This is a genomic window from Candidatus Pelagibacter sp. HTCC7211 (assembly GCF_000155895.1).
Lineage (GTDB): Bacteria > Pseudomonadota > Alphaproteobacteria > Pelagibacterales > Pelagibacteraceae > Pelagibacter.
Genome location: NZ_DS995298.1, coordinates 1,325,971 through 1,350,558, shown reverse-complemented (window position 1 = coordinate 1,350,558; position 24,588 = coordinate 1,325,971). Strand labels below are relative to the sequence as shown.

General features: G+C 30.7%; 25 protein-coding genes. 16 read left to right on the top strand and 9 right to left on the bottom strand.

What is annotated here, in order from left to right:
- The first annotated feature begins 83 nt into the window (after positions 1–83).
- Genes PB7211_RS07235 through PB7211_RS07210 form a run of 6 tightly spaced genes read left to right on the top strand, consistent with a single transcriptional unit; the run spans position 84 to position 6,004 of the window.
- The gene (locus PB7211_RS07235; RefSeq protein ID WP_034399174.1) at positions 84–845 is read left to right on the top strand and encodes a prepilin peptidase; all 762 of its coding nucleotides are present in this window, start codon (positions 84–86) and stop codon (positions 843–845) included.
- Positions 845–2,854, top strand: a complete 2,010-nt coding sequence (locus tag PB7211_RS07230) for a CHASE2 domain-containing protein (protein ID WP_008544672.1) — start codon at positions 845–847, stop codon at positions 2,852–2,854. The genes PB7211_RS07235 and PB7211_RS07230 overlap by 1 nt, the downstream gene beginning before the upstream one ends.
- 33 nt (positions 2,855–2,887) lie before the next feature.
- Complete coding sequence (locus PB7211_RS07225) at positions 2,888–4,228, top strand: hypothetical protein (protein ID WP_156773051.1); 1,341 nt, start codon at positions 2,888–2,890, stop codon at positions 4,226–4,228.
- Complete coding sequence (locus tag PB7211_RS07875) at positions 4,215–4,787, top strand: FecR family protein (RefSeq protein WP_008544938.1); 573 nt, start codon at positions 4,215–4,217, stop codon at positions 4,785–4,787. Before PB7211_RS07225 ends, PB7211_RS07875 begins: the two co-directional genes overlap by 14 nt.
- Entirely contained in the window at positions 4,787–5,779 is a 993-nt protein-coding gene (locus tag PB7211_RS07215) for a hypothetical protein (protein WP_008545195.1), read from the top strand. The genes PB7211_RS07875 and PB7211_RS07215 overlap by 1 nt, the downstream gene beginning before the upstream one ends.
- A gap of 24 nt (positions 5,780–5,803) precedes the next feature.
- A complete protein-coding gene (locus PB7211_RS07210) occupies positions 5,804–6,004 on the top strand; it encodes a hypothetical protein (RefSeq protein ID WP_034399172.1) in 201 nt (66 codons plus the stop codon).
- Here PB7211_RS07210 and PB7211_RS07205 read toward each other — a convergent pair.
- The 7 genes from PB7211_RS07205 to PB7211_RS07175 all read right to left on the bottom strand — a co-directional run bounded on the left by PB7211_RS07205 (position 6,001) and on the right by PB7211_RS07175 (position 14,603).
- Positions 6,001–10,155, bottom strand: a complete 4,155-nt coding sequence (locus PB7211_RS07205) for a PilC/PilY family type IV pilus protein (protein WP_008545326.1) — start codon at positions 10,153–10,155, stop codon at positions 6,001–6,003. The two genes, PB7211_RS07210 and PB7211_RS07205, sit on opposite strands and share 4 nt — an antisense overlap.
- Positions 10,155–10,688: a hypothetical protein gene (locus tag PB7211_RS07200; RefSeq protein ID WP_008544147.1), complete on the bottom strand. Its 534-nt coding sequence runs from the start codon at positions 10,686–10,688 to the stop codon at positions 10,155–10,157. Before PB7211_RS07200 ends, PB7211_RS07205 begins: the two co-directional genes overlap by 1 nt.
- 75 nt (positions 10,689–10,763) lie before the next feature.
- A complete protein-coding gene (locus PB7211_RS07195) occupies positions 10,764–11,510 on the bottom strand; it encodes a pilus assembly PilX family protein (RefSeq protein ID WP_008545206.1) in 747 nt (248 codons plus the stop codon).
- Positions 11,507–12,301, bottom strand: coding sequence for a PilW family protein (locus PB7211_RS07190; protein WP_008544150.1), 795 nt, complete (start codon positions 12,299–12,301; stop codon positions 11,507–11,509). Before PB7211_RS07190 ends, PB7211_RS07195 begins: the two co-directional genes overlap by 4 nt.
- Positions 12,301–12,912 carry a type IV pilus modification PilV family protein gene (locus tag PB7211_RS07185; protein ID WP_008545286.1) on the bottom strand — a complete coding sequence of 204 codons (612 nt, stop codon included), beginning with the start codon at positions 12,910–12,912 and terminating at the stop codon, positions 12,301–12,303. Before PB7211_RS07185 ends, PB7211_RS07190 begins: the two co-directional genes overlap by 1 nt.
- Positions 12,893–13,609, bottom strand: coding sequence for a pilus assembly FimT family protein (locus tag PB7211_RS07180; RefSeq protein WP_034399171.1), 717 nt, complete (start codon positions 13,607–13,609; stop codon positions 12,893–12,895). Before PB7211_RS07180 ends, PB7211_RS07185 begins: the two co-directional genes overlap by 20 nt.
- Positions 13,587–14,603: a type IV pilus twitching motility protein PilT gene (locus PB7211_RS07175; RefSeq protein ID WP_008544727.1), complete on the bottom strand. Its 1,017-nt coding sequence runs from the start codon at positions 14,601–14,603 to the stop codon at positions 13,587–13,589. Before PB7211_RS07175 ends, PB7211_RS07180 begins: the two co-directional genes overlap by 23 nt.
- A 149-nt stretch (positions 14,604–14,752) precedes the next feature.
- Between PB7211_RS07175 and pilM the strand changes: the two genes are divergently transcribed.
- The 6 genes from pilM to PB7211_RS07145 are packed head-to-tail and all read left to right on the top strand — an operon-like array spanning position 14,753 to position 22,109.
- Positions 14,753–16,468 carry a pilus assembly protein PilM gene (gene pilM, locus PB7211_RS07170; protein ID WP_050754616.1) on the top strand — a complete coding sequence of 572 codons (1,716 nt, stop codon included), beginning with the start codon at positions 14,753–14,755 and terminating at the stop codon, positions 16,466–16,468.
- A complete protein-coding gene (locus PB7211_RS07165) occupies positions 16,468–17,118 on the top strand; it encodes a pilus assembly protein PilO (RefSeq protein WP_034399170.1) in 651 nt (216 codons plus the stop codon). The genes pilM and PB7211_RS07165 overlap by 1 nt, the downstream gene beginning before the upstream one ends.
- Positions 17,105–17,575: a hypothetical protein gene (locus PB7211_RS07160; protein WP_008544367.1), complete on the top strand. Its 471-nt coding sequence runs from the start codon at positions 17,105–17,107 to the stop codon at positions 17,573–17,575. The genes PB7211_RS07165 and PB7211_RS07160 overlap by 14 nt, the downstream gene beginning before the upstream one ends.
- Complete coding sequence (pilQ, locus tag PB7211_RS07155) at positions 17,565–19,115, top strand: type IV pilus secretin PilQ (protein WP_008544270.1); 1,551 nt, start codon at positions 17,565–17,567, stop codon at positions 19,113–19,115. The genes PB7211_RS07160 and pilQ overlap by 11 nt, the downstream gene beginning before the upstream one ends.
- A complete protein-coding gene (locus tag PB7211_RS07150) occupies positions 19,112–20,860 on the top strand; it encodes a GspE/PulE family protein (protein ID WP_008544330.1) in 1,749 nt (582 codons plus the stop codon). Before pilQ ends, PB7211_RS07150 begins: the two co-directional genes overlap by 4 nt.
- A gap of 7 nt (positions 20,861–20,867) precedes the next feature.
- A complete protein-coding gene (locus tag PB7211_RS07145; protein ID WP_008546139.1) occupies positions 20,868–22,109 on the top strand; it encodes a type II secretion system F family protein in 1,242 nt (413 codons plus the stop codon).
- Here the strand turns inward: PB7211_RS07145 and PB7211_RS07140 are convergent.
- Together PB7211_RS07140 and PB7211_RS07135 are read right to left on the bottom strand one after the other, a co-directional pair.
- Positions 22,106–22,516: an ATP-binding protein gene (locus PB7211_RS07140; protein WP_008544067.1), complete on the bottom strand. Its 411-nt coding sequence runs from the start codon at positions 22,514–22,516 to the stop codon at positions 22,106–22,108. The two genes, PB7211_RS07145 and PB7211_RS07140, sit on opposite strands and share 4 nt — an antisense overlap.
- Positions 22,516–22,815, bottom strand: coding sequence for an STAS domain-containing protein (locus PB7211_RS07135; protein ID WP_008545758.1), 300 nt, complete (start codon positions 22,813–22,815; stop codon positions 22,516–22,518). Before PB7211_RS07135 ends, PB7211_RS07140 begins: the two co-directional genes overlap by 1 nt.
- A gap of 160 nt (positions 22,816–22,975) precedes the next feature.
- On the opposite strand from PB7211_RS07135, the gene PB7211_RS08140 reads away from it, so the two are divergent.
- The 4 genes from PB7211_RS08140 to PB7211_RS07115 all read left to right on the top strand — a co-directional run bounded on the left by PB7211_RS08140 (position 22,976) and on the right by PB7211_RS07115 (position 24,586).
- Positions 22,976–23,434, top strand: a complete 459-nt coding sequence (locus PB7211_RS08140; protein ID WP_008545420.1) for a prepilin-type N-terminal cleavage/methylation domain-containing protein — start codon at positions 22,976–22,978, stop codon at positions 23,432–23,434.
- Between the two features lie 16 nt (positions 23,435–23,450).
- A complete protein-coding gene (locus PB7211_RS08115; RefSeq protein ID WP_008545460.1) occupies positions 23,451–23,897 on the top strand; it encodes a prepilin-type N-terminal cleavage/methylation domain-containing protein in 447 nt (148 codons plus the stop codon).
- A 4-nt stretch (positions 23,898–23,901) separates the two neighbouring features.
- Positions 23,902–24,156: a hypothetical protein gene (locus PB7211_RS07120; protein ID WP_008545517.1), complete on the top strand. Its 255-nt coding sequence runs from the start codon at positions 23,902–23,904 to the stop codon at positions 24,154–24,156.
- 103 nt (positions 24,157–24,259) lie between these two features.
- On the top strand, positions 24,260–24,586 hold the full coding sequence (locus PB7211_RS07115; RefSeq protein WP_034399265.1) for a heavy-metal-associated domain-containing protein: 327 nt from the start codon (positions 24,260–24,262) through the stop codon (positions 24,584–24,586).
- Positions 24,587–24,588: the final 2 nt, after the last annotated feature.

Sequence of the window (24,588 nt, the reverse complement as noted above, 5' to 3'; positions counted from 1 at the left end):
GCAGTAGTTGTGGTGCAAATGTTATTAAACGGTTTCATTGAAATAGCGGGCCAATTTAAAATATAATAAATATTATTTCTTCAGTGGATTTTATTTTCATCATTGTAATGGGAGGACTTTGGGGAAGTTTTGCCAATGTTTGTATTTATAGACTTCCTCAAGATAAAGGGGTTGTTTCTGGTAGATCGTACTGTCCTAAATGTAAAACACAAATTTCTTGGTATGATAATATACCAATTCTATCTTATTTGTTTATTCAAGGAAAATGTAGGAAATGTAAAAAGCAAATATCAATACAATATCTAATTGTTGAACTTTTAAGTGTTTTATCTTTCGTTATAGCTTACTTTTTTTATGGAATAACGATTACAACGCTGTTGTTTATAATTTTAGCCTTAACATTTATTATAATTTTTTTTATTGATTTAAAACATTATATAATTCCAAATGGTCTTACTTTTCCATTAATGTTTATAGGTTTCATAAAGTCTTTTGATCCAAATTTAAATGAACTATTTCCAAATTATATCAACTCTTTAATTGGAGGGGTATTTGGATATGGAATAATTTGGGCAATTATTTTTATATATAAAGTTTTAAGAAACAAAGAAGGGATGGGATTAGGAGATGCTAAATTATTGTCTGCAATAGGTTTTTGGTTTGGTTGGATTGCAATACCATTTGTAATATTTAGTTCTTCAATCGTAGCATTGTTTGTTGTTTTACCTAGTTTACTAAATAAAAGTAAAAAGTTTTCATCAGAAATTCCATTTGGTCCTTTTATTATTATAGGGTGCATTTTATATATAATATTTATAGAACAATATAAAAATTTATTATTTTGATGATTAATAAAAAATATATTTATTTAAGTGTAATTTTTGTATTTTTAATAATCATTAAATTTATTAATCCTCCTATTATTCAAAAAATTTCATTTTTAAATTATGATTTTTATCAAAAAGTATTTAATAGGGGCGAAGTAAAAGATGTCACAATTGTTGATATAGATGAAAAAAGTATAGCTAAGGTTGGTCAATTTCCTTGGAGAAGAGACATTTACTCAAAAATTTTAAAAAACTTAAATCGGCATAATCCTAAAGCTATTGCATTTGATATAGTATTTAGCGAGGAAGATAAGCAAAACCCAAAAGATTTACTGCAGCAATTACAAAAAGAAAGTAATCAATTAATAGATATAGAGGTAGAAGATACAAATAAGATCTTTATTGAAAGTATAAAAAATTCAAAAGCAATTTTACCTATTTTAGGCGAACCAAAAAATAATTTTGTAAAGAATAATTCTAAACCTAAATTAAGATTACTTGCCAAAGGAGAGAATCCTAAAAATTTTATATATAAATTTAAACATAAAATAATTTCTCTTGAGGAAATTAGTAGTGCAGCCAGTGGTATTGGTTCAATTTCCTTAATCCCTAGTATAGATGGTGTAATTCGTAATGTGCCTGTACTTTATAATATAGATGATAAAATATGGCCTTCGTTAGCTCTTGAGTCGGTGAGGATTGCAACAGGTCAAAAAAATTTATTAGTAAAAAGTAGTAAAAATGGAATTGAGTTAATAAAGACAAGAAAAAATACAATTCCCAGCGATCAAAATGCTGTAATTAATGTGAAGTTTAACAAATTTTCTAAGGAAAATTATATCTCTGCTGTTGATGTAGCAAACAATGATTTTGATCAAAAAAAAGTTGAAAATAAAATAATTTTAATAGGATCCTCTGCACAAGCACTCTTTGATATTGTTAAAATTGCTAATGGAAAATATGTTCCTGGAGTTGAAATTCATGCACATATCATTGATAACATTTTTAAAAATGAAAGCATTATTAAAAATATTTACACTCAGTTAGCAGAAAACATTATCTTTTTATTATTATTAATATTTTTAATTTTAATCCCTATGAAAATTAAGCCAAAGTTTAGTATTATATTTTTTGTAGGTTCAATTTTTGTAATTAATCTTTCAAGTATTATTATTTATCAATTTAATTTTTATTTAGATTTTCTTTTTTCAAGTGTTGCTGGAACATTAGCTTTTATGACGTCATTATATTTTAGATATTTAGAGGAAAATTCTATCGCAATTGAAAATGACAAAAAGCAATCGATACTAAAAAAAGAGAGAGAAATTGCTGGAGAAGTTCAAAAAAAATTATTCCCAAATAATAAAAAAATTGAGAAATATATATTTGCAAAAAATACACCTGCAAAGGATGTATCAGGAGATTATTATGATTATTATCAAGTTAGTGATAATGAAATCTATTTTATACTTGGAGATGTAACTGGGAAGGGTGTTAAAGCTGGAATATTAATGGCAAATGCTGCAGCTGTGTTTAGATCACTTGCAAAAATGGAGTCATCAGTTGCAAAAACAGCTTTGTATATGAACAATCAAGTAAAAGATTCTTCTTATCAAGCAATGTTTATAACTGTTATTTTAGGAAAAATAAATTTAGAAAAAAAAGAGATGGAGTTTATTAATATGGGTCATGAACCAATGATGGTTTTAGATCCAAATTTTAACTTTGAGTATATAAAATCAACTCTACCACCAATGGGATTGATGCCAGTTAAAGATGAAAGTTTTTTTAAAACTACGACTATGGATATCTCAGATAAAACTATTTTAATTTATACAGATGGAGTTACAGAAGGGTATGTTGATGAAGGTAAAGAACTGGAAGTTGCAGGTCTTGAAAGCGAAATAAAAAAATTAAATACAACTTCACCTGAGACAATTATTACCCACGCAACTAAAATCCTTACAGAAAAAGGTTATACTTTAAGGGATGATATCACAGCACTTGGAATAAAAATTATAAATTAATTTTAAAAATTGTTCTAAAGTAACTTAAATAAAATGATATATAATTTTTTAGATATGAAACGTCTTTGCATACAATTGACAATCTTAATACTTTTTAGCTTTAATTCAGTGTTTGCAGAAATTTCATATAAAGAAATACTCGATAATCCTACTGATCTTGAATTAAATTTAAACTATGCAAAACAACAAGAAAAAGCTGGAAATTTTAAATTAACAATCGCAACCCTTGAAAGATTAAATATTCTTTATCCCTCAAACTCTGACATTAAATTATATTTATTATCAATATTAATAAAAATGGATTCCAAAGTTAAGGTAGAATTGATGATCCAAACAATGTTAAATGATCCTAATACAACAGATGAAACAAGAGTATTAATTGCAGAATTATTATCTAATGATCAAATTGAAGAACAAAATAAAAAATGGTTCTCTTATATTGATTTAACTTACACTCAGACTAGAGAAGATAATATAAGTGCTATAACAAAGACAAAAACACTATTACAGGACGATGTGTCAATTCCATTCCCTGTAGTTGATGATCATCTTATTGTTGCAAATGATAAAATTCACAAAAAAGGAAGCTCAATAACTTTCGGGAAAAATTTTGATAATACTTCTTCGATTTATTTTAATTTTGGAATAGATATTAATACACAAAATAAAAAAGCTACTGGAGACAGTGAAATAATATCGGGTTCAACTAGTTATTTTAAAGTATTAGGAAACCATTACTTTTCTCCATACATTTATTATTCTAGACCAAATTATAGACGTCTTGAGGACTACAATACAAAAGGAACAGGTTTTAATAATACGTATGTTGTTAATGAAAAAAATAATATCAATTATGGTATTAGTTATTCAAACACTAGTTACGATCAAACAAATACGTTTGATGCAGCTGATGACAAAAATTTTGAAAATTATTCAAGTAATATTCGATATAATTTTAATTTTTCTCCAACAACACAACTCAGTAGTAAATTAATTTTAAATAAAACAGACTCTTCTAAAGATTATGATAGCTATAATTCAGAGGGAATTAATTTTTCTATTTCTCAAATTATTAAATATGGAACTTTAAAGCTACAGACTACTTATTTAGAGAATTCTTATGATGCTAAAGATACATTTATTTCATCTACAATTGATAGAAAAGATGAAAGTTTAGTATCAACAATTTCACTTTCTGGTCAATTAAATCAAATTATTCCTTTTGTAAAAAAAATGAATAAAGATGATAGTATATTTTACTCTTTAAAGTTTAAACATTCTGATATAAGTTCAAATATACTAAATTATGATGTTGATCGAAAGTTTTTAAGCTTAGGATTAACTAAACGAATAAATTTAAATGAAATATTTTAAACATATAATTATTTTTATCTTTTTAAATTTTTTATCAATTAGCTCATTTGCAAATGAGTTTGTAGGTATTATTGGAGCAGGAGTTGGAGAAGTAAAAAATCAAAATAATCAAAAATTAGAAAATGGTTCTAAAATATTTTATGGCGATACTATAATTGTTGGAAGCAAATCTACAGCGCAAGTGTTGTTTCTTGATCAAACAGTTATGACACTTGGGGAAGATTCTGAGTTAAAAATAGATGAATTTGTTTATGATCCGGAGACAAATGATGGTAAATTCGTGTCAAATATCAAATCTGGAACTATTAAAATTATTACAGGAAAAATTAGCAAAAAAGACCCTGATAACTTAGAAATAAAGATACCAACAGGGGCAATAGGGGCAAGGGGTACTGAATTTGTAGTATTGGCAAATTCTAAAAATGAAAACACAGTATTATTGCTTGGACCAGGTCCTAACAATTCCCTTGGGATGACACCTGGCAATCTAGAAGTAACAGATGGTGTGAATTCAGTTAATATTATCCAACCAGGTTTTGAAACAGTGGTAACAAACTAATGATAAAAATTTTTTTAAACTCATTCACAATTTTTTTACTTTTGATTGTTAACTCTTATTCAGGAGTAACGAGTGCAACTCAGAGTTCTTTTACAATTTCAAAAATTGCAAAGTCTTTAGGCCATTCTTCTAGTAATACTGCAAACCAACAAAGCAATAATTTGACAACTTCAAGTATAATTGACACTGTAAATTTGAAAGCTGATATTCAAGCAGATGCGGCCAAGTTTGGTTTAACAGTTGACACTGCTGCTGCTGATATTTTATCTGGTATATCAAGTACTGACAGTAAATCAGTATCAGCTGCTTTGACTTCTTTAACTGACAATTTAACTCAATTAGATGATGATTATGTATCAACGCCAGATCAAAACACAATTGTTTATTCAATGGCTTGGACTGATTTAGAGAAAGTTACTTCTTACGATGGAAAAACATATAGCTCAAATAATAATGTATTTAGTGCAACAGGCACTCAACAAACTAGAGGTAAAGTTTATGTTAATTTTAAAAAGAAGGAAATTTGGGCTGATATTGATGTAAAGCTTACACGTGCAGAAGGGGCAACTTCAACCTTACAAACAAATTATAATTCAGGTACAGCTGGTTTTACATCAGTGCCAATTGTAGCAACAACTGTAAGAAAATTTAAGGCTGATGGAACAAATGGCCATGATAATTTTGATGGAATAAATGACACCATGAAAAAAAATGCCACAACAATTCAAGATGTATGTGATGGCTGTATAGGCCTTACAAAAGCAGAATTAATTGATAACTTTAATCACAAAGTTACTGGAGGAAATACTGGTGATCAGGACATATTCTTTTATGGAAAATTTACAACTGCTACTTCTTCAACCTCTGGACTTGGAACGATAATTGTTGAGGGTGGTTATGTTGATGATGGAGCTAACGAGGCTACTTTTGCAGGCACTATTGAAAGATTGGAAGCAAGTGGTGAGTTAACCGGTAAAGCTTTCGAGGAATAAATTATAATATTAAATATTCTTTAAGTGGATAAACTTCTTTTTCTAAGCATTGTATTTTCAGCATTTAATGTTTTCATAATTATCTATGCTTATTCTTTGAACTTCTTTCCAAAAAAATGGAGAAAGAAAGTTGATCAAGATAGTTTAGTTGGTCTTGCTTTGATTTTTGTGACAATGGCCACAATGTTTTTGTGGATATTTTATTTTTACTTTAGATTATTTTAATTGTTCTCTCGCCAAGATTTTCGGTAAGTACTTGACTCGCCCGTTGCGGCATCAAGAGTTACTAGATCAGTCACTGCTCCTAGAGATTTACCAGAGATATTTGCAAAGATTTTACCAGCAAATAGTACAATTTCTGACAATACCCCTTTACCAACAAATCTACACTTAGATCCAGATTGCTCTGATCTAGAAGATTCTAGTCCTATGAAACTATCATGGGTTCCGCACTCATCATCAACAGCACAGATAAATGCATCTCCAAGATCACATTTGTTAACTGATTTAGATGGTCTGTAAACTGGGAAATAAACATAACCATTATTTACTTTTGGTTGTGCACTGACTTTTGCAAAATCTTTTAGTGTTACATACCAACCCAAGTCTTTATTCTGAACTCTACATGGTTTACCAGCTGTATCATTAGTAGTGTTTTGACATTTCGTGATATCTGCAGCTTTTGCTGGCGTTGCAATAGATCTATAATTTGGATAATCGGCATCTCTAATTCCAATCATCATGTTTTGTGTTCCAGTTGTTCTATCATTTAATCTTTGAGCATCACCCGTTCCAGCATACAACCACAAGTCACTGGTTGATTGACCAATTGCTGCATCTACAGCGTGATACATATATCTTCCATTTGTTTTAGTAGCACCTGCTTTAAATAAAGTAGTATGATCATATAATTTAATTGGCACCCCTAAAGGATCTGCTGACATATTTGTTAAATTAATCTTTGTAATTTTACCTTCAAGATCTCCTGCATAAACTAAAGAGCCTGCAAAGTTTGCACCTTTTGCTTTATCTGGAGTAATTACTGTTAATGATGATGGAACAGAATTATCAATATCACTTGCAGCAGTATCTTCAATTTGAATTACTTTTTCTAATTTTCCATAATTATCAGTATCTTGCATATTGATAATCATGACGTTACTTCCAGCTCCTGAGAATTGTGTTCCAAATCCTCCACCCATAACAGCTACATTAATATCATCTGCACGGTTATTATCACCTGCACCCTTGTTTGGTAGTCTAAACATTCTTGGATCTGACCATGTTTCACCTAAAGAACTATAATCCCACTCTGGATCAGTTAACACACCTGTTCCAACTGCACCTGATTTTATAGTTATACCAATTGGAGAATTTAATTTATTACCAGTAGTTTCATCTGCATCAAACTGCATTTCTTTATTAAAGTTAATCACAGTATCTTTTGCAGCATCGTAAGTGATTGTAATAGAGCCAGTTATATCTTTACCATCTTCCATGACGGTTATGTCTTTCTTAGTTAAATTTTTAACTTCTAAAGTCCATTTCTTACTCTTATAGCAATATGAAGTTCCGCCATCATTACAAACTTGTTTTGAGGCAACTTCACTACCTTTGTCAGGAGCATAGTTATCACCTGCACGTTTTGCTTCCATTAATTCAGATAAAGGATATGACCTACCAATATAATTATACATTAAAATTTGCTGATCATGGGTCATTCGATATACTTTATTATTTACTAGATCGTTATAAATAGAGACTAAGTGAAATGGTTTTACAGGATCTGTAACATCTAACACCGTAAATCCACTTCCACCTCTTCCATAAGGTACAAATAAAACAGTATGCCATCTTTCTGAAGTATCATGAGGACTTTTGAACCAAATATCATGTTGTACAGGAGAGCCATCTACACCGTAAATTGCATTACTTCCTCCTTTAGCAGCTGGGCTTACTTGGTTTAAGTTTGTGTTCATTACTCTTGTTAATCTTGAGGCAACAAATGGAGGAATAAATCCCCATTCTTCAATACCAGTATCGGCATTCAATGCGTGTAATACTCCACTGTTAGAGCCAACATAAATCATTGTTTTTCTGCTTCTTTGTGTTTCCGCCCAAGCGTCATAACCTTTAGTAGCTCTCCAATAACTTTCTTGGTTCTCACTTGTAAATGCAGTTTCAGCAGTAGGTGGACCAACAGTTACTAATTGAGAATGATAGACATCTCCCATTGGGTTTGGCCTATCTTCAGTTAAATTACAATCAGCATCATAATCAAAGTAATCTGTTCCTCGAATAAAATTAATTAAACCTTTAAGATCATCATCAGTTCCATCAGCAACACCTGATGCATTAGCACAACGTTTATTGTTAGTTGATCCATCAGAGTTGTTAGATTTTCGATGGTAATCTTGAACATCAAATCCCATCAAGCTTACTAAATTATCTATTGCAGTAGCATTACTCGTAGTCCAGTTATTATAATTTGTTGTGTAATCAGTATTTGGAATTGCACTCCAAATTTTTCTAGCACCTGACTTTGGTAATTTATCAACTGCACTCCAGTTATCTTTATCTTTTGGATATAATTTTCCATTTTTATCAATCTTGGTTCTTTTAATAGTTCCATTCCACTCTTTATTTTGTGCGTAATCAAATTGAGCTTGATATAAAGAGCCATCTTCATTTAATGTTGCAGTAATTGCCGGTGCGGTAAATGAAAGTTTAGATGCAATGATTTGTGAAATTGCAGCTTGTAATTGGGTTTTTAAAGCTGCCGCAGTTGGCGCAATAATTGCTTTAGTGGTTCCACCAGCTTTTGCAAGATCATTAAACCTTTTTAATCCACCTGGGCTAATCCCTGTTCCAAAAGCAACTCCAAAAGTTTTAATTCCTTTATTGTTTAAAGCTTTTGCCATATTGATATGAGTATTCCAGCCCATCGAAGGAAAAAAATCACCATCTCCAATCACTATCACGTAACTTTTTTGACAAGGAGATTTTTTATCAATTGGACTTAAACTTCCATGATTATAATAATCTTGAGCTATCTTCATAAATGTATATGGATCCGTTCCTCCACGAGCATTTACTGATGAAATAATTTTATTAATTTGGGCAGCACCATCTTTATGAACCCTCACTTTTAAGCAGTTTTGAGTATCACAAGGTCTAGCAGAACCTGTTGTGATATTTCCTGACCAAGAACTAAATCCAGGTGGCCATTGTCGAGCACTCCATCTACTTGACCAATATCCAAAGCCAAAATTAACCCCTGATGTTAAATTAGAATCTGTTACAATTGCTTTAATTGCAGCATGTGCTGCTGCCATTCTTGTCGTAGCAGCCATACCACCTTTATCTTTAATAAAGACACCATTATTATCAAATACTTGAATTTTTTTTTGGTTATATCCTGATACAATTAATCGATGATTATCATCATCATAATGAATACCCCATGGATAATAAAAGTAATTTTGGGTTGCAGTTGATTGTTTTTGGTATCCCCACCTTCCTTTTCGCCAATTAACAGTATGACCCGTGCCTGCTGAATTAACAGTAATTTTAAAAATTTGATGCATATTTCTCGCCATTACATATAATTCATTTGGATTGGTAGGGTGGGCTGTCATACCGTAGACCCAGCTCATACCATAGGCGTTATGGGCTTTTATATTCGTTGGACAAAGATTGGAACCAGAACTTGTCAGCGTTCCTCTGTATATTCTTCTGCTATAATTACTGTACAAATAGTTTCCACTACCTGTCATTGCGTGAGAATACCTAAAACCAGAGGGGTTTCCACACATTTTGCTAGCACCATTACTTAAGTTTTGCGTAAACAAACCTAGATTGGTTGTAACATACAAATGCCCATTATGAATATCTACTGATATTGGATAAGCCCTACTGTTACCTGGGACAATACTGCCTAAGCAAGCTCCATCAGAAACTCTAATTTTTCTAATTCTTCGATCATAATAACTACTTACGTAGATAATACCGTTATGAACTTTAATTCCATAAGGATAATAAGTTCTACAAGATCCACTTCTTCCAACAACTCCATTGCTTCCCCATGAAGTGTCGTCGGACATATCTGAGTAGTTATATTTTTTAACACCATAAGTAGAATATTGTGCTACATAAATATTTCCTGAGCTATCGGTTGCAGATACGTACATGTAATTAAGACCTTGAGCATTTCTCATTCTCCAACCCATACTTCCAGATTTATCTAATAATATTAAAAGGTTTGAGGGAACGTCTGCTTGTGTTCCTGTTCCAGGAGGTAAAATTTTTGAACTTACGTTTGTTGAAACAAAACTAAAAAATAAAACTAAAGTAGTTATTATAAATTTTATTTTCATTAATTTTCCTTAGGTCCTGTATCCATTTCTTCTTCAGCTTTGTTATAAACTTCACCAAGCAATTGATCATATTCATCGGTTGAAATATAAAGTTGCTCATTGATCATTTTGTCTTCAACTAATTTTTGATAAACTACATAATAATTATTTTTCTCGAACACTTCAAAACCAACATAAGCTTTTGGGTTTTGACCCGTATCAAAATCTCCATAAACTCTTTTCGCATATTTCATTAAAGTTAATTTTTCTGAAGCTGAATTTTTTTCATCATTTAAAACAATTAAATTAATTGCTGCTAATTTTTCATTTAAGAAACGATATTCAATTGCAATATCTTTTAAATTTTGATTGGGACAGACATCATCAGCTGGAACTGGAATAAATGATAGTTCCTCGAACATTTCTTTCATTGGTGGACCATATTTATCAAAAACTTTTGATGCATCATCACCGAAATTTAAATCAAATTTACATGCTGCATTTGCAGAAATGCTAATTAAAGAGATTGCTAGAATAAGTATAATTTTTTTCATTATAATTTGATTATCATAATAATTTTTTGATTATTGGTCTATTAATTTAATACTCATTATAGGTCTCATAAAACTCTAGTTTTTAGGAACAACCACCACACTTTCTAAAGATACAATCATTTTGTTTTTATCACCGTCTTCTCCATAAATGCCGCAGGAATAAACCCGATAAGCTAAACCGTTTTTAGAGGCATCGGTTGCAGTTGTTTTTATACTGGATCCAACTAACTGTACATTAGCAGCTCCAATTCTTTCAATGAAGTATTCATAATAAAACTTTTTCATTCTGGTAGCTTCTAATTTTTCTTCATTAGTACCTCCTGATGCAAAAGATCTTTCCAGAAGTACACCTACATTCATGCTTCGAGCAACATTTAAATTTTTGTCGTCTTTAATTACATAAAAATCATCTTTGTCGATATCTTTAAAACTTTTAAAACAAGTATCAGATGTATCTAAAAATTTTTTTGATCTTTTTTTAGTGCTAGTTAATCTGTAATCAAATTTACCTTTTTTGGAGTAATTTTTTGCATACATAACTCCAGTAAACTTAGTAGTATTTTTTTCTGGCAAATTACTTTTTGCTAAATTTCTTGCATTAGTAGATGCATCCCAAGGTCCATTTTTTTCATTTAAAATATATTGTTCACCATCCAAAAGTCCCATTTCAGCTGCATAAAAAGTTTGTTGGTATTGGTCACTGTCATTATTCCCTTGGTGATCGCCTGATGCAATTAATATTAAAGCACCACCCATTAATGACATTGCTAATAAAAGCACCAATGACAAAACCATTGCAAAACCTTTTTGGTTTTTAATCATTGAAGCCCCATATTTCTTGTATGAGCAGAAACAATAATTTGTTCTCTCAAAAATCTATCATTAAATTGTTTAGAGCTTTTTTTACCCAAAGATAAACTTTCAAATGATTTATCTTTTTTATAAAATTGACTTTGTGATCTAACCGACATCATTATATCAACTACTTTAATTTTATTACTACCGGTTAAAGTAGTTGGTGCTGGATCAATTATCTTTCCCTTTTCATCAATTGGAAGCAAAATGAAATCTTGAACATGATCAACAATCATTTCATCTTTATAAATTAAATCATCAGTAGAAGTTGCTGGAGCTACCCAATTACTTCCACTCCATTTACTTTTTGATTTATAAATTGCAAATGCATTTATTTTTAATTTTGTTTTTTTATCAACAATGTTAGATGCTTTGCATTCATAAGTAATTTTATAAGTCGTGTACTCATATGTTTTAGGAGAGGATCCAGGTTTTACTCTTCGATCAGAGTACATTATATCAAGTTTATCACATCCAGTACCAGAAGCTTTAGTGATATAAATCGGAACATAGTTTGTTGGTGTCTTACTGATATCATCAAAATATTTAAACCCTGCTAATCTAATGTCTTTAACAATCATCCCTAATATATTTCGACCAGTTTGACTAATCTTTGCTCGGTCTATTACTTGTGAATAGCTATTGTTTACCGCTTGATAAGATGTGAACATTGCTGCCATCATGATCATTGATATGACGATACCAATTAATATTTCTACTAAAGTTACACCAGCTATTGATGAATTTTTCTTTTTCATTATTTTATTCGGAAATATAAAACTTTACTCTTGTTACCGTTATTTAATTTTACTTCCATACGGCCAAAGTAATGTTTATTCCAAAGGAATTGATTTCTATAATGACAATTAACTCTAGTTTTTCCATCAACTTTGACATTATTTCTGCAGCTTTCATAAACTTTTAACTCTTTAATATCTTTAACCCCTCGACATTTAATTCTTTTTGAAAATCTATGATTCCATTTGTGCTCTTTATTAGTAATAGTGACATCACTAGTTTTATAAGGACTTCCTGTTTCTTGCTTACATTTTTTATTTGAATTTAATGAGGGGGTTCTTTTCCAAGCATATTTATTTTGCTTAGTATTATCTGCTAAATACTCATAAATCTTTTTATCAGTGCCACCAACTTTAATTTGAGTAAATCGATCTCCGATTAAATCTTCAGCAATCATTGAGGATAAATAATTTGTTTTTGTCCTCTCACCAGACACATCTATTGAGGTAACTGAATAGTTAACCATTTGAAATACAGCTATAAAACCTATGCCTACAATTGCTGTTGAAATTAAAGCCTCTATAAGAGTAATCCCTTTTTGCTTTATTTTTTTACTGTCTATTCCAATCACTTCCACTCCATTTATATTTGGTAACGTTACCAAATCTTGACCATTTTACCAAATATGCTGGTCTTTCAAGCCCTAATTTTCTTGGGCATTTATTACCAAATGCTTTAGCATTATCTAAAGTGCAGATAATTATGTAATTAGCAGTTGGTGCGCCCTCTATATTAATATTAGTATTACTTCCTTTTGATAAACCATTAACAGCTTTATAGTAACTTCCATTAGTTCCAAAACAAATAGCAGAATCTAGACTTAAGTGTGTTGCAACTTCAATATTATCAATACCAGACTCTGGATCATAAACTTCATAATAATCTCTAAATGTAGTTCCCATGATATTTATTTTTTTATCATTTAAACTATCCCAGTGACCACTTTGAACTCTTCTACAAGTTGGTGTCGCTCCAGAGTTAATTAGTGATGTAAAATTATTTTTTTTCATTCCTTTAGTAAAAAAAACGGTGCTTTGGTTTGGCACGGGTAGAACCCAAAATTGAGAGTAAGAAAAATTTCCTCTTTGTGTTTGAGTTGCAACATTTGAAATCATACCAGCAATTTTTTCTGTTGCTGATCTTACTTCTCTTTCTTTTTTCCATGATGAAAAATTTGGATATGCAACTGCTGAGATGATTGCAACAAGTGAAATTACAACCAATAATTCTAAAAGAGTAAAACCTTTAATGTCCTGATTTTGCTGCACCTGGATCTATTTTACCTGATTTAACTAATTCCTCCAGAGATTTTTCCATAGTAATCATTCCATCTCTAACTGCTGTTTGCATGATACTTGGAATTTGATGAATTTTTGCTTCTCTAATTAAGTTTTGAACTGGTGGAGTACACTTCATTATTTCAAATGCACCAACTCTACCTTGACCATCTCTAGTTTTAAGTAATCTTTGAGTAACTACCATTTTTAATGAAGTTGAAATTTGCGCACGGATTTGTTCTTGTTGTTCAGGAGGAAATACATCAATAATTCTATTGATGGTACTTGGTGCACCACTTGTGTGCAAAGTTCCAAAAACTAAGTGTCCTGTTTCAGCAGCTGTTAAAGCTAAACTGATTGTTTCAAGATCTCTCATTTCTCCAACTAAGATAACATCAGGGTCTTCTCTTAATGCTGCTTTTAAAGCTGCTGAAAATGATTGAGTTTGTTTTCCAACTTCTCTGTGTGAGACAATACTTTGATTGTCTTTATGAATAAATTCTACTGGATCTTCAACAGTTATAATATTTGAAGTTCTAGTTTTATTAATTTCATTTACGATCGCTGCAAGAGTTGTAGATTTTCCTGAGCCAGTTGGTCCAGTTACTAAAACTAAACCTTTATGAAAATCTACGATATCATATAATGCTTGAGGTAAATTAAATTGATCCATATCTGGAATTTTACTTTCAACTCTTCTAAGAACAGCAGCTGGACCATTAATTGTTTTATAAAAATTTGCTCTAAATCTTAAACCACTTAACATTACAGCTGAGTCTAGTTCGTGAGTTTCATTAAATCTTGCAGTCTCAGCTTCATTACAGTTCATCGATATTAAATCTTTTAAATCTTGAGCAGTAACATTTGTGTCAGCTACTTTTATAATTTCACCTGTTTGTCTGTATGCTAAAGGAGATCCAGATCTAATATGAAAATCTGAAATCTTCTTATTATTTTTTGCAAGCTCTTCTAATTTTTCAAACATAATAATTATTCACTTTAGTACTACATTTTTTAAATAATTAACTCTTAAAATAATAATTTAGCCCATAATAAACACAAAGATATCAAATTCGAGTATTAGTTGATTAATTAATATTATATTATAATGATAGCTAAACTTATAATGATTATATGAAAAATCCTTTTGCAAATCTTTTTAAAAAAAAACCGAAAGGTGATGAGGGAACACCCGTCCCACAAGCTCAAGATAAAAAAAAGAAAGAAGGATTTTTTAGTAAATTCTTTAAAAACAGGTTAGGAAAATCTGCTGTTCAAGGTGAAGAAATTGTTGGAGTAGAGCTAACCCCCACAGAAATAAGATTAGCTCAATTATCGACTGACAAATCAAATAAGTGGGTTTTAGAAAAATTTTTTACTCATAAAATTGAGGATGCAGATGCGAATTCAAACGTATTAGATGAACCAGATAAGTATGGGGAACAATTACAAATTGCTTTACAAAAATCTAAAATACAAACATCAAATGCTGCAATAGCCATTCCAGTTACAAGTGCAATCATAAGAGTAGTGACTGCACCCTTAATGACTGACGAAGAATTAAATAAAGCAATTGATACTGATTCACTTTGGGAAAATTTAGTTCAACTTACTGATAATCTAAATGATTACTCAGTTTTTCATCAAGTTATTAATAGAGATACCACTGGCAATACTATGGATATCTTGTTCGTTGCCTCAAAACTTTCAGATATTAATAGTTACACATCGATAATTAAAAAAGGTGGTCTTAATGCAGTTATTATTGATGTAAAATGTTTTGCACTTAAATCTGCTGTTGACCAAATCAATCAACTTGGTGGATCAATTGAAGAGAGTAATCTTACTGCAGTTCTAGAATTTGGATTGGATGAAAATTATGTAATGATTTTATATGAAAATAATCCAATTATTACAGATATATTTATAAGAGGCCAAGACAGAAATACGCTTTTAAATTCTGATAACCAAGAAGATATGGATGCTTTGGTTAGAAGATATGTAACCCAAGTTAAACAAGCGATACAAGATTTTGAAACAAAATATGAAAAAAGAATTAGAAATTTAAAAGTTGTCTCAAATTTAACTAATGTTGATACTTATCTTGAAACTTTTAGAAAAAGTTTAGCTAATACTGGTTTTGATTTATTAGATCCTATTAAAGAAATTAAAGTTCCTGCACAATTAGAGGAAAGTGTTAATTATCAAAATAGATCATACTTCTCAACAGTGATTGGTTTAGCATTTAGAAAGTTAGATGTTTTTGGTTATTACAAATTTGTAACAGCAGTAAAAAATATTAACCTTCTTCCAAATAGAGACAGCATGATGGCTCAAAAGAAAGCAAAAGTGTTTTCAAATTTTGCATTCAAAGGTGTAATTGGAGTTGTTTCATTAATTTATATAGCATTGTTTGGATTGTCATTTTGGCAAATCAAAGAATTAAATGGAAAGTTAGTAGATTATGATGAAATCGTTCAAACTCATGAGCTTAGAACTCTTGAAAAAAATAAACTAGAAAAAGATGTTGGTATAATATTAAAGTCACTCAAGATTAGTAAATCGATTAAGTCAAATAAAACTGCAAGTTTTAGAGTATTGGCTCAAATTGCCTCAGCAGTGCCAAAAAGAGTAAAGTTTGAATCAGTTGAGTATAATGGCTCAAGTCAAATTGTTATAAAAGGCTCAGCATTTAGTGACCAAGATATATTAAAATTAATAAGTAATTTAAATAATAAAAAATTAATTAAGCAAGCATCATTAGCAACAATGACTCTTCCTGATGGGCAATCGCAAAATGCTCCCACAATGAAAGGGTTTGTTGTAGCTTGTATATTGGAGAGCGCATAATGGATTTAAATGTAGATTTAAAAAATATTAATGTTGGTGATTTAAAAGAAAAGCTTAAAGCAATTGATAAAAAAACATTAATAAAATTTGGGATTGGTTTTGCAGCAATTATTATTTTTTTAATTGGTTATTACGCTATTTTAAATCCAATCGTTAAAAATAAAAAAGCCCTGTATGATGAAAAAGTTTTAAAGCAAAACGAAATTGTTCAATTTGAAAATGAAATTATTCTAAATAAAAAGAGATTAAAAAAACTTGAGCCTGAGTTTAAAAAAAGTTCTACGTTATTTCATTCTAAAGAAGAAGTTGAAGGATTGTATCAGAGCTTAAGTAAGTATGCTGGTGTGAATGGTTTAACTATTTCTAAAATTCAAAAGAAAAAACCTAAACCAGTTTTAAAAAGTGGAGTAGCTCAACAAGCAGAGGAGCTATTGAAAAAAACAGATATTTCATATTATAAAATACCTGTTGAATACGAGATTAAAGGCAATTTCCTTGGATATATCAAGTTTAAGAGATCTATAGCCAAATCTAGCAAAATGTTAAACTTTGACAAAGAGACTATAAGTATTGTACAAAATGATTCAACTGGAGCGATTATTGCACAAGGAGAATTAACAATAGTAGGTATACCCGATGAATTCTTTTAAGAAATTTTTAATCATAACCATACTGTTACTATCATACACAAATGTTTTTGCAGATAATCATAGCACTAATACTGAGTTAGTAGAAAAAGCAAAAGAAATTACAAAAGAAATTGAAAGCAAACAAAGCCAAGTAGATGAGGACGAAGTTCCTTTAAACGATCCGTTTGCTGGTAATGAAGGAATGGGAAGCTCAACAGTAAATCCAGAAACTGGTGAAGAGAGAGACGAAATGAGTTTGTATAATTTTAAATTATCAGGTTTAATTTCAGGTAAAGATGAAAGTTATATAAGTTTAACAAATACATCAGGAGACGTTATTACTTTAAATCTCAATCAGTATTTAGGAAAAATAAAATTTATAGATTTAAGATTAACAGAGGCTATCTTCGAAAAAGAAGATAAATCTTTTATTATTATTGATTTCAACAACCAGATAAGAGAGGCAGATGAATATTAAAAAACTCTTTAATTTGTCGATTGTTATAATTTTAGGATTTGTTCTAAGTGGTTGTGCTAATACTCAATTTGCAAAAAAATATAATCAGCCATTTAAGCATAATACACCTTTAATAAAAAAAGATATGAAAGCTTTGGGTAAAGCTGAAATTGCTAAAACTCTTGAGATGGGCCCTAAACCAGTACCAGGGAATAAAAAAGTTCAAAGAAAAAGAAAAAAGATTACTTCAGAAACTACAAGAAATTACTTGTTAATTCCTGATGAATATAAATCTTTAAAACAAAGAGTAACCCTAAAATTTAAAAATCTTGATTATAAAGAGACTATGAAATTGATGGGAAAAATTGGTGAAATTAACGTTTTAGTTGGAGATGAAGTTGCTGGTGCAATTTCTGCAGAGTTAGTAGACGTTCCATGGGATAAAGCTTTTCAAGCTTTATTAGATATGAAAAATTATGCATCTGATATAGATGTAAATAGTAATTTAATAAGAGTTCATTCACCTGAAACATTAACATCTCAAGAAACTTATAAATCAGAGAGAGCTCAAGCTGTTAAAAACAAAGTAGAGTTAGAAGATAGTGTTGAACCAATTATCTCAGAAATATTTAGACTTTATTATATCTCACCAGCTTTAGCAAAATCTACAATTGAAGAGTTGTTTAAAAGCACAGGTGAAAATGCATATTCTCCAATAAAAATTACAGAAGAAACAGCAACCAGATCAATTATTGTTAGAGGTAAAGAAAGAGATCTTGATACAGTTGATAAAGTCTTAAATGAAATTGATATTAAAACAGAGCAAGTTTTAATCGAAGCATTCGTTGTAAAAGCTACATCTGAATTTGAAAAACAATTAGGCACAAGGTTAGGCGGTTATTATAAAAGAAATGATGAGCAAATCGGTGGTATAGTTGGTTCAACAAGTTCCGCTGGAACACTCGATGATACTTCTGCTGCTCTTGCTCAAGTTGCAAAAGATCAAATTACAAATTTTGCAGCAACAGGTGCTACTAGCGGTATTGGTATATTAAAGAAGACTGGTTCTGCAGTTTTAAAAGCTGAAATTACAGCTTTAGAGAAAATGGGCATGGTCGAGACAATTTCAAATCCAAAAGTTTTTACTATAAATAATCAGCCTGCCTCAGTTACACAAGGTAAAGAAATTCCTTATGAAACAACATCAGAAGGCACAACTTCAACTTCATTTAAAGAAGCTGCTTTAAAACTTCAAGTTACACCAAGTATTATTGGAGATGGAAACGTTTTATTAGATATACAAGTAAATAACGATGATGCCGACACTTCACAAGACGAACCTCCAATTACAAAAATGGAAATAATTACAAAACTTTTAGTTGCAGATGGAGATATAGTTGTAATCGGTGGAATAAAATCTAATAATATATCAAAAGCTAAAGAACAAGTTCCAGGAGGCTTAGGAAATGTTCCTGTAATTGGAAATCTTTTAAAATACAAAAAGAAGGAAGATAAGCTTGAAGAGTTATTAATATTTATAGCACCTAGGGTATTAGATTGATCAAGATTAGTAGAGAGTCGGAAATTAATTTAATAAACATCTTAATCGATCAAGATGTAATTTCTGGTAAAGATTTAATTGATATTAAAAAAAAATCATCTGATGGTGATAAATCACAAATTGATGCTGTATTTGAATTAAACTTAACTGATGAAGATAAAATTTTAGATTTATTAGTTAAAGAGCAATCATTAGATATAGCTGATTTAGCAAGTTCTGAAATTTCAGATGAAATAAAGTCTGTGCTACCTTCAAATTACATAAACATGAATTTCATAGCTCCTTTTAAAATTGAGGGTAACGTTTTACATATTGCAATTCCAGATAGTTCAAAATTAAGCTTAATGAGAAACTTAAAAACAATTACCAAGAAAGATATTGAGCTTCATGCTGCAAAATTGTCAGATATTTCAGCTCATATTGACAGATTATCTGCAGAGGGTGAAACTACCATGCAATCAATTCAGCAGGCAAATCAAGAAAAAATCAAAACATTTGATTACGATGTTGATGAAAGCGCTGAACTTTTGGATGAAAAACCTGAAGAGGATATAGAAGCAATTGAAAATGAATCTGATGTAATTAAATTCAGTACAGCAGTTGTTGCAGAAGCAATTAAATCAGGAGTGTCTGATATTCATATTGAGCCATATCGATTTAGTTCAAGGGTTAGATATAGACTTGATGGAATTCTTACAGAGCAAGAACATTTTGCGAAATTTTTACACTCAAATTATGGTGCGGTTGTAACAAGATTTAAGATTATGGGTAAATTGGATATTGCTGAAAGACGTTTACCACAAGACGGAGCAATTCCATTTAAAATAGATGGAAAAGTTGTCGACCTTCGTTTATCAATTCTGCCAACAGCAACTAATGAAAGAATTGTAATGAGGGTTCTTAACAAAGATGCTGGAGATATTAGTTTAGAACAATTAAACTTTGAAGAACAAGATTTAAAAAATTTAAGAAAAGCAATTCATGGTACTCAAGGATTAGTTTTGGTTACTGGTCCAACAGGTTCTGGTAAAACAACTACACTTTATAGTATTTTAAAAGAGGTATCTAAACCACACTTAAACATTTTAACCGCAGAAGATCCTGTTGAGTATGAATTGGATGGAGTTGGACAAGTTCAAATTAAAGATGATATTGGTTATGATTTCCAAAGAGCACTTCGATCTTTTTTAAGACAAGACCCAGAGATTATTCTAGTTGGAGAGATGAGGGATAAAGAAACCGTTGATATAGGTTTGAAGGCTGCACTTACAGGTCACTTAGTATTTAGCACTCTTCACACTAATGATGCCCCAAGTTCAATTACTAGATTACAAAACATGGGAACACCAGATTATCTGATTAGTGCTGCTGTAAGTTTAATTCTTGCTCAGAGACTTGCTAGAAAAACTTGTCCAAACTGTAGAGTACCTGATGAAGATATTACTCCTAAAGCACTTGCTGATTTTGGTTTTACAGTAGAACAAGCTTCAAGAGCTAAAGTTCAAAAGGGAGAAGGTTGTTCTCAATGTAAAGACTCAGGTTACAAAGGTCGAATGGGTATTTATGAAATTTTAAGTGTTTCTAAACCTATTAAAGAAGCAATTTTAAGAAAAGCAACAACGCCTGAACTTAAAGAAATTGCAATGAAAGAAGGATTTAGAACTATGCAAGATATGGGTCGAGAATTAATTTTAACTGGCGATTTAAATTTTAGAGAATTTGACCGGGTATTAAGTTCGGAGTAAATCAAAAATGTCAGCAGAAACATTTTCATACAAAGGCATATCAGCAGGAAAATATATTGAAGGTGAGATAGAAGCTCTCAATCAAGAGGAAGCTTCATTTAAACTTAAAGAGCAAAAAGTAATCATTACTAATCTTACAAAAGTTAAAAAGAAAAAAGCAGAAAAAGAAAAGAAAAAAGGTGGAGGTTTTTCTTTTGGTAAAAAAGCAGTCAAACCAGAAGATGTGATGATTTTTTCAAAACAATTTGCAACCATGGTTAAGGCTGGACTTCCTATCTTAAATGTACTTACGATGTTAAGAGATCAAATAGAGCACCCGACAATGAAAGAAATTATTGAAGATGTAAGAAAAAACCTTGAGGGAGGGATTACTTTATCTAAGTGTTTTGAGAGATATCCAAAGATTTTTGATAGTGTTTATATCAATTTAATTAAAGCTGGTGAAGCCAGCGGTAAACTAGATACGTTCTTATTAAAATTAGTAGAGTCTCTTGAAAAAAGGGAAAAAGTTAAAAAGAAGATCAAAGGTGCTCTTACTTATCCTGTTGTGATGTTTTCAGTTGCAATAACTGTGATGGTTTTCATGTTAATCAAAGTTGTTCCAGTTTTTGCAAAAATGTATGAAGGAATGGGTGTAGCTCTTCCTACACCAACCGCAGTTATTATGACTGCTAGTAATTTTATGCGAGGTAGTGGCGGTCTTACACTTGGTATTGTATGTCTTATTACTTATATCATCTTTAAATACACAACTACTAAAATACCAGCTGTTAGATATAAATGGCATCAACAAGTTTTAAAAATGCCAGTATTTGGTGATATGATTTTAAAATCATTGATTGCAAGAGTTTCTCTTATTATGGGAAATCTAAGTGCTGCAGGTGTAAATTTATTAGAGAGTATTGAGATTGCAAAATCAGTAAGTAACAATGATGTAGTTACACAAGCATTAGAAAATGTAAAAAAAGGAGTATTCTCAGGTGACACTTTAACAAAATTATTTTTAAAAGAACCAGTTTTTCCTGCAACATTTAGTCAATTAATTTCTGTTGGTGAACAAACTGGAAATTTAGATGAAATGTTTAATTCAGTATCAGCTTACTATGAAGAAGAATTTGATACTGCTGTTGACAATATGTCGAGTTTGATTGAGCCAATCATGATTGTTTTTATGGGAACTATGATCGGTGGATTGATGATTGCGATGTATTCACCAATCTTTAACGTTGGTTCTATTATTGGTAGTTAAAATCTTTTGGTTAAGATTAAGTGATTTACCCAATCTTCTTTATTAGTTTTAAAAACAACTTCATCCATTATTTGTCCGATAAAAAAAGTACCTAATCCTCCAGCTTTAATATCCGTTAATTTTCTGGGTTTAATATTTTCTGGGATAACAGGTTTGCCTTTATCAAATAATTCCATTTTTAAAACTTTGTCCTGATATTCAATTTCAACTCTCATGGTGTCACCACTTGGTTGACCACTATAAGCATGTTTGACGATATTTTGAGCTGCTTCTGCTAACGCTAAAACTAATTCTTCTCTATTATCTTCAAATTCTGGAACTTGATCAAATAAACCTCTTGCAAAATTTCTTACTTCTTTAAGTTGTGCCGAGTCTACGGGAAACTCTTTTTGATCTTTAATATCCATCAATCTAAATTTAAGATCTGCTCTAGTTTTGCCATCATAATTACTTTAAGAACAGATTTACTGATTTCTTTTAGAGTTACTTTAGTTCCAAGCTCCATTGCTTTTTGATGACTTTCGATTAGCACTGAAATACCCGATGAGTCCATATACTCAACATCTTTAAGATTAATATGAACTTCCTTACCAGCTTCTATTAATGGCAAAATGACGTCCTTTGCTTTGTCTGTCACGTCCATATCGATCTCACCATTAAGAAATACGGTTGAAATATTATTTTCCTCTGTAACTTGATAAGTCATTTTTTTTGCTCTTTTTACGTTAATTTTTTATTAAACGCTAGTATTAACACCCATTTTGGACTATTAAGGCATTGCTAATGCGAAGAATTATCATAATTTCTTGGCTTTACAAAAACTATTAAGGTTTATAAAGTTTACTTATAAAATATAGGAATTAATTATGAAAAAAAATAATAAAGGTTTTACTCTTATCGAGCTACTAGTTGTTGTAGCAATTATCGGAATTCTAGCTGCCGTAGGTGTAGTTGCATACTCAGGTTACACAGCGGGCGCAAAAAAATCAGCGGTTAAATCTAACCAGGCTGCAGTTACTAAATATGTGGCAGCTGAACTTAAAAAATGTGAAATAGGCGAAAGTTCAGTAATGGGTACTAAATTAACCTGTTCTCAAAGAAAAAGTTCAGGAACTGTTAAAAAGGCAACTAACGAAGCATTATCAACTGAGTTTAAAAACCCTTATGCAACTGCTAGTTCTGCAATTGTAACCACAACACTGTCTGCTTGCAATGCTACAACAGAGGGTCAAACAAGTGTTGATGATAATGGAACAACAGTGACTATAACAAGTTGTCCAGCCAATGGTGAGGACTTGAAGACTAACACAGTTACTATTGAATAATTAAAAAATAAATTTTATGACAACCAAAAGTTCCGGGTTTACCCTTATCGAACTTTTGGTTGTTGTAGCAATTCTAGGTATTATTGCTGCTATTGGTATTACAAGTTATAGCGGCTACGTTTCTTCTACAAAAAAAAAATCAACTGAAAATATCATGAGACAAATATCTCTTGGTCAAACAGAGTATTATTCAGTTAATTCAATTTATTACACAGGCACAGGGTCATCTTGCACGCCATCAATTGCAACATCTGAAGCTATTGAAAATGAATTACTTGGTGGAGCAAAATCTATTATTGATCCAAATGTAAGCCCTAAAAAAGCAACAGCAGGTTATTTAATATGTGTTGCAGATCATGCTTCAAATTATAAGATTTATGCGGTCGAGGAAGATAATTCTAATGGGTGCAATATTACTTTAACAGCTGATGGTTCTTTACGAAGAGATCCAGCAAAGTGTTAAGGGCATGAATTTAGAAAACATAAAAGAATTTTTTTTAAAATTAACAAAACAAGACTTTTCACAAAAACAAAAAATTTTTATCACAGCAAGTTTGGGCTGGATAATTTTTATTGGTTATTTAACTTGGTGGAATGGTTTAAAAGCACCAACTTTAGATAAAAGTTTTAGATGGGATGAATGGTTTTGGTTTGGAATTGTACCCGCTCTATCTCCATATATATTTTTCTATATTTGGAAAAAAAAAGACACTGAAGAATAGAAAAATCAATTAGCAATTGAATTTTAACTCAAATTGATCAGCTTTATTATGGATTTAAGTTATTATAGGAGTTAGATTTGTTTAATTATAAATGAAAGCAAATATGAAAAAAATATTTATTACTTTATTGTTAGTATTATTTTCTACAAATGTTTTTGCAGCTCAATCACAAATAGCCCAAGTAAATGGCATGATGTGTATTAAGTGTCAAAAAATGGTGACTAAAGCACTTCAGGCAGCAAGTCCTAATGCTGATGTGAAGGTATCATGGCCAGAAGGTGTAGCCATTTCTTCTTTTACTGATAAATCAAATTTAACAGAAGAAGATTATAAAAATGCTATTCTTGGAACTGGTTTTGAAGTTATCAAAGTTGTAAGTGTTGATAAAATTATCAATGACGCTGAGGAAGCTAGAAAATTAGTAGACTAATA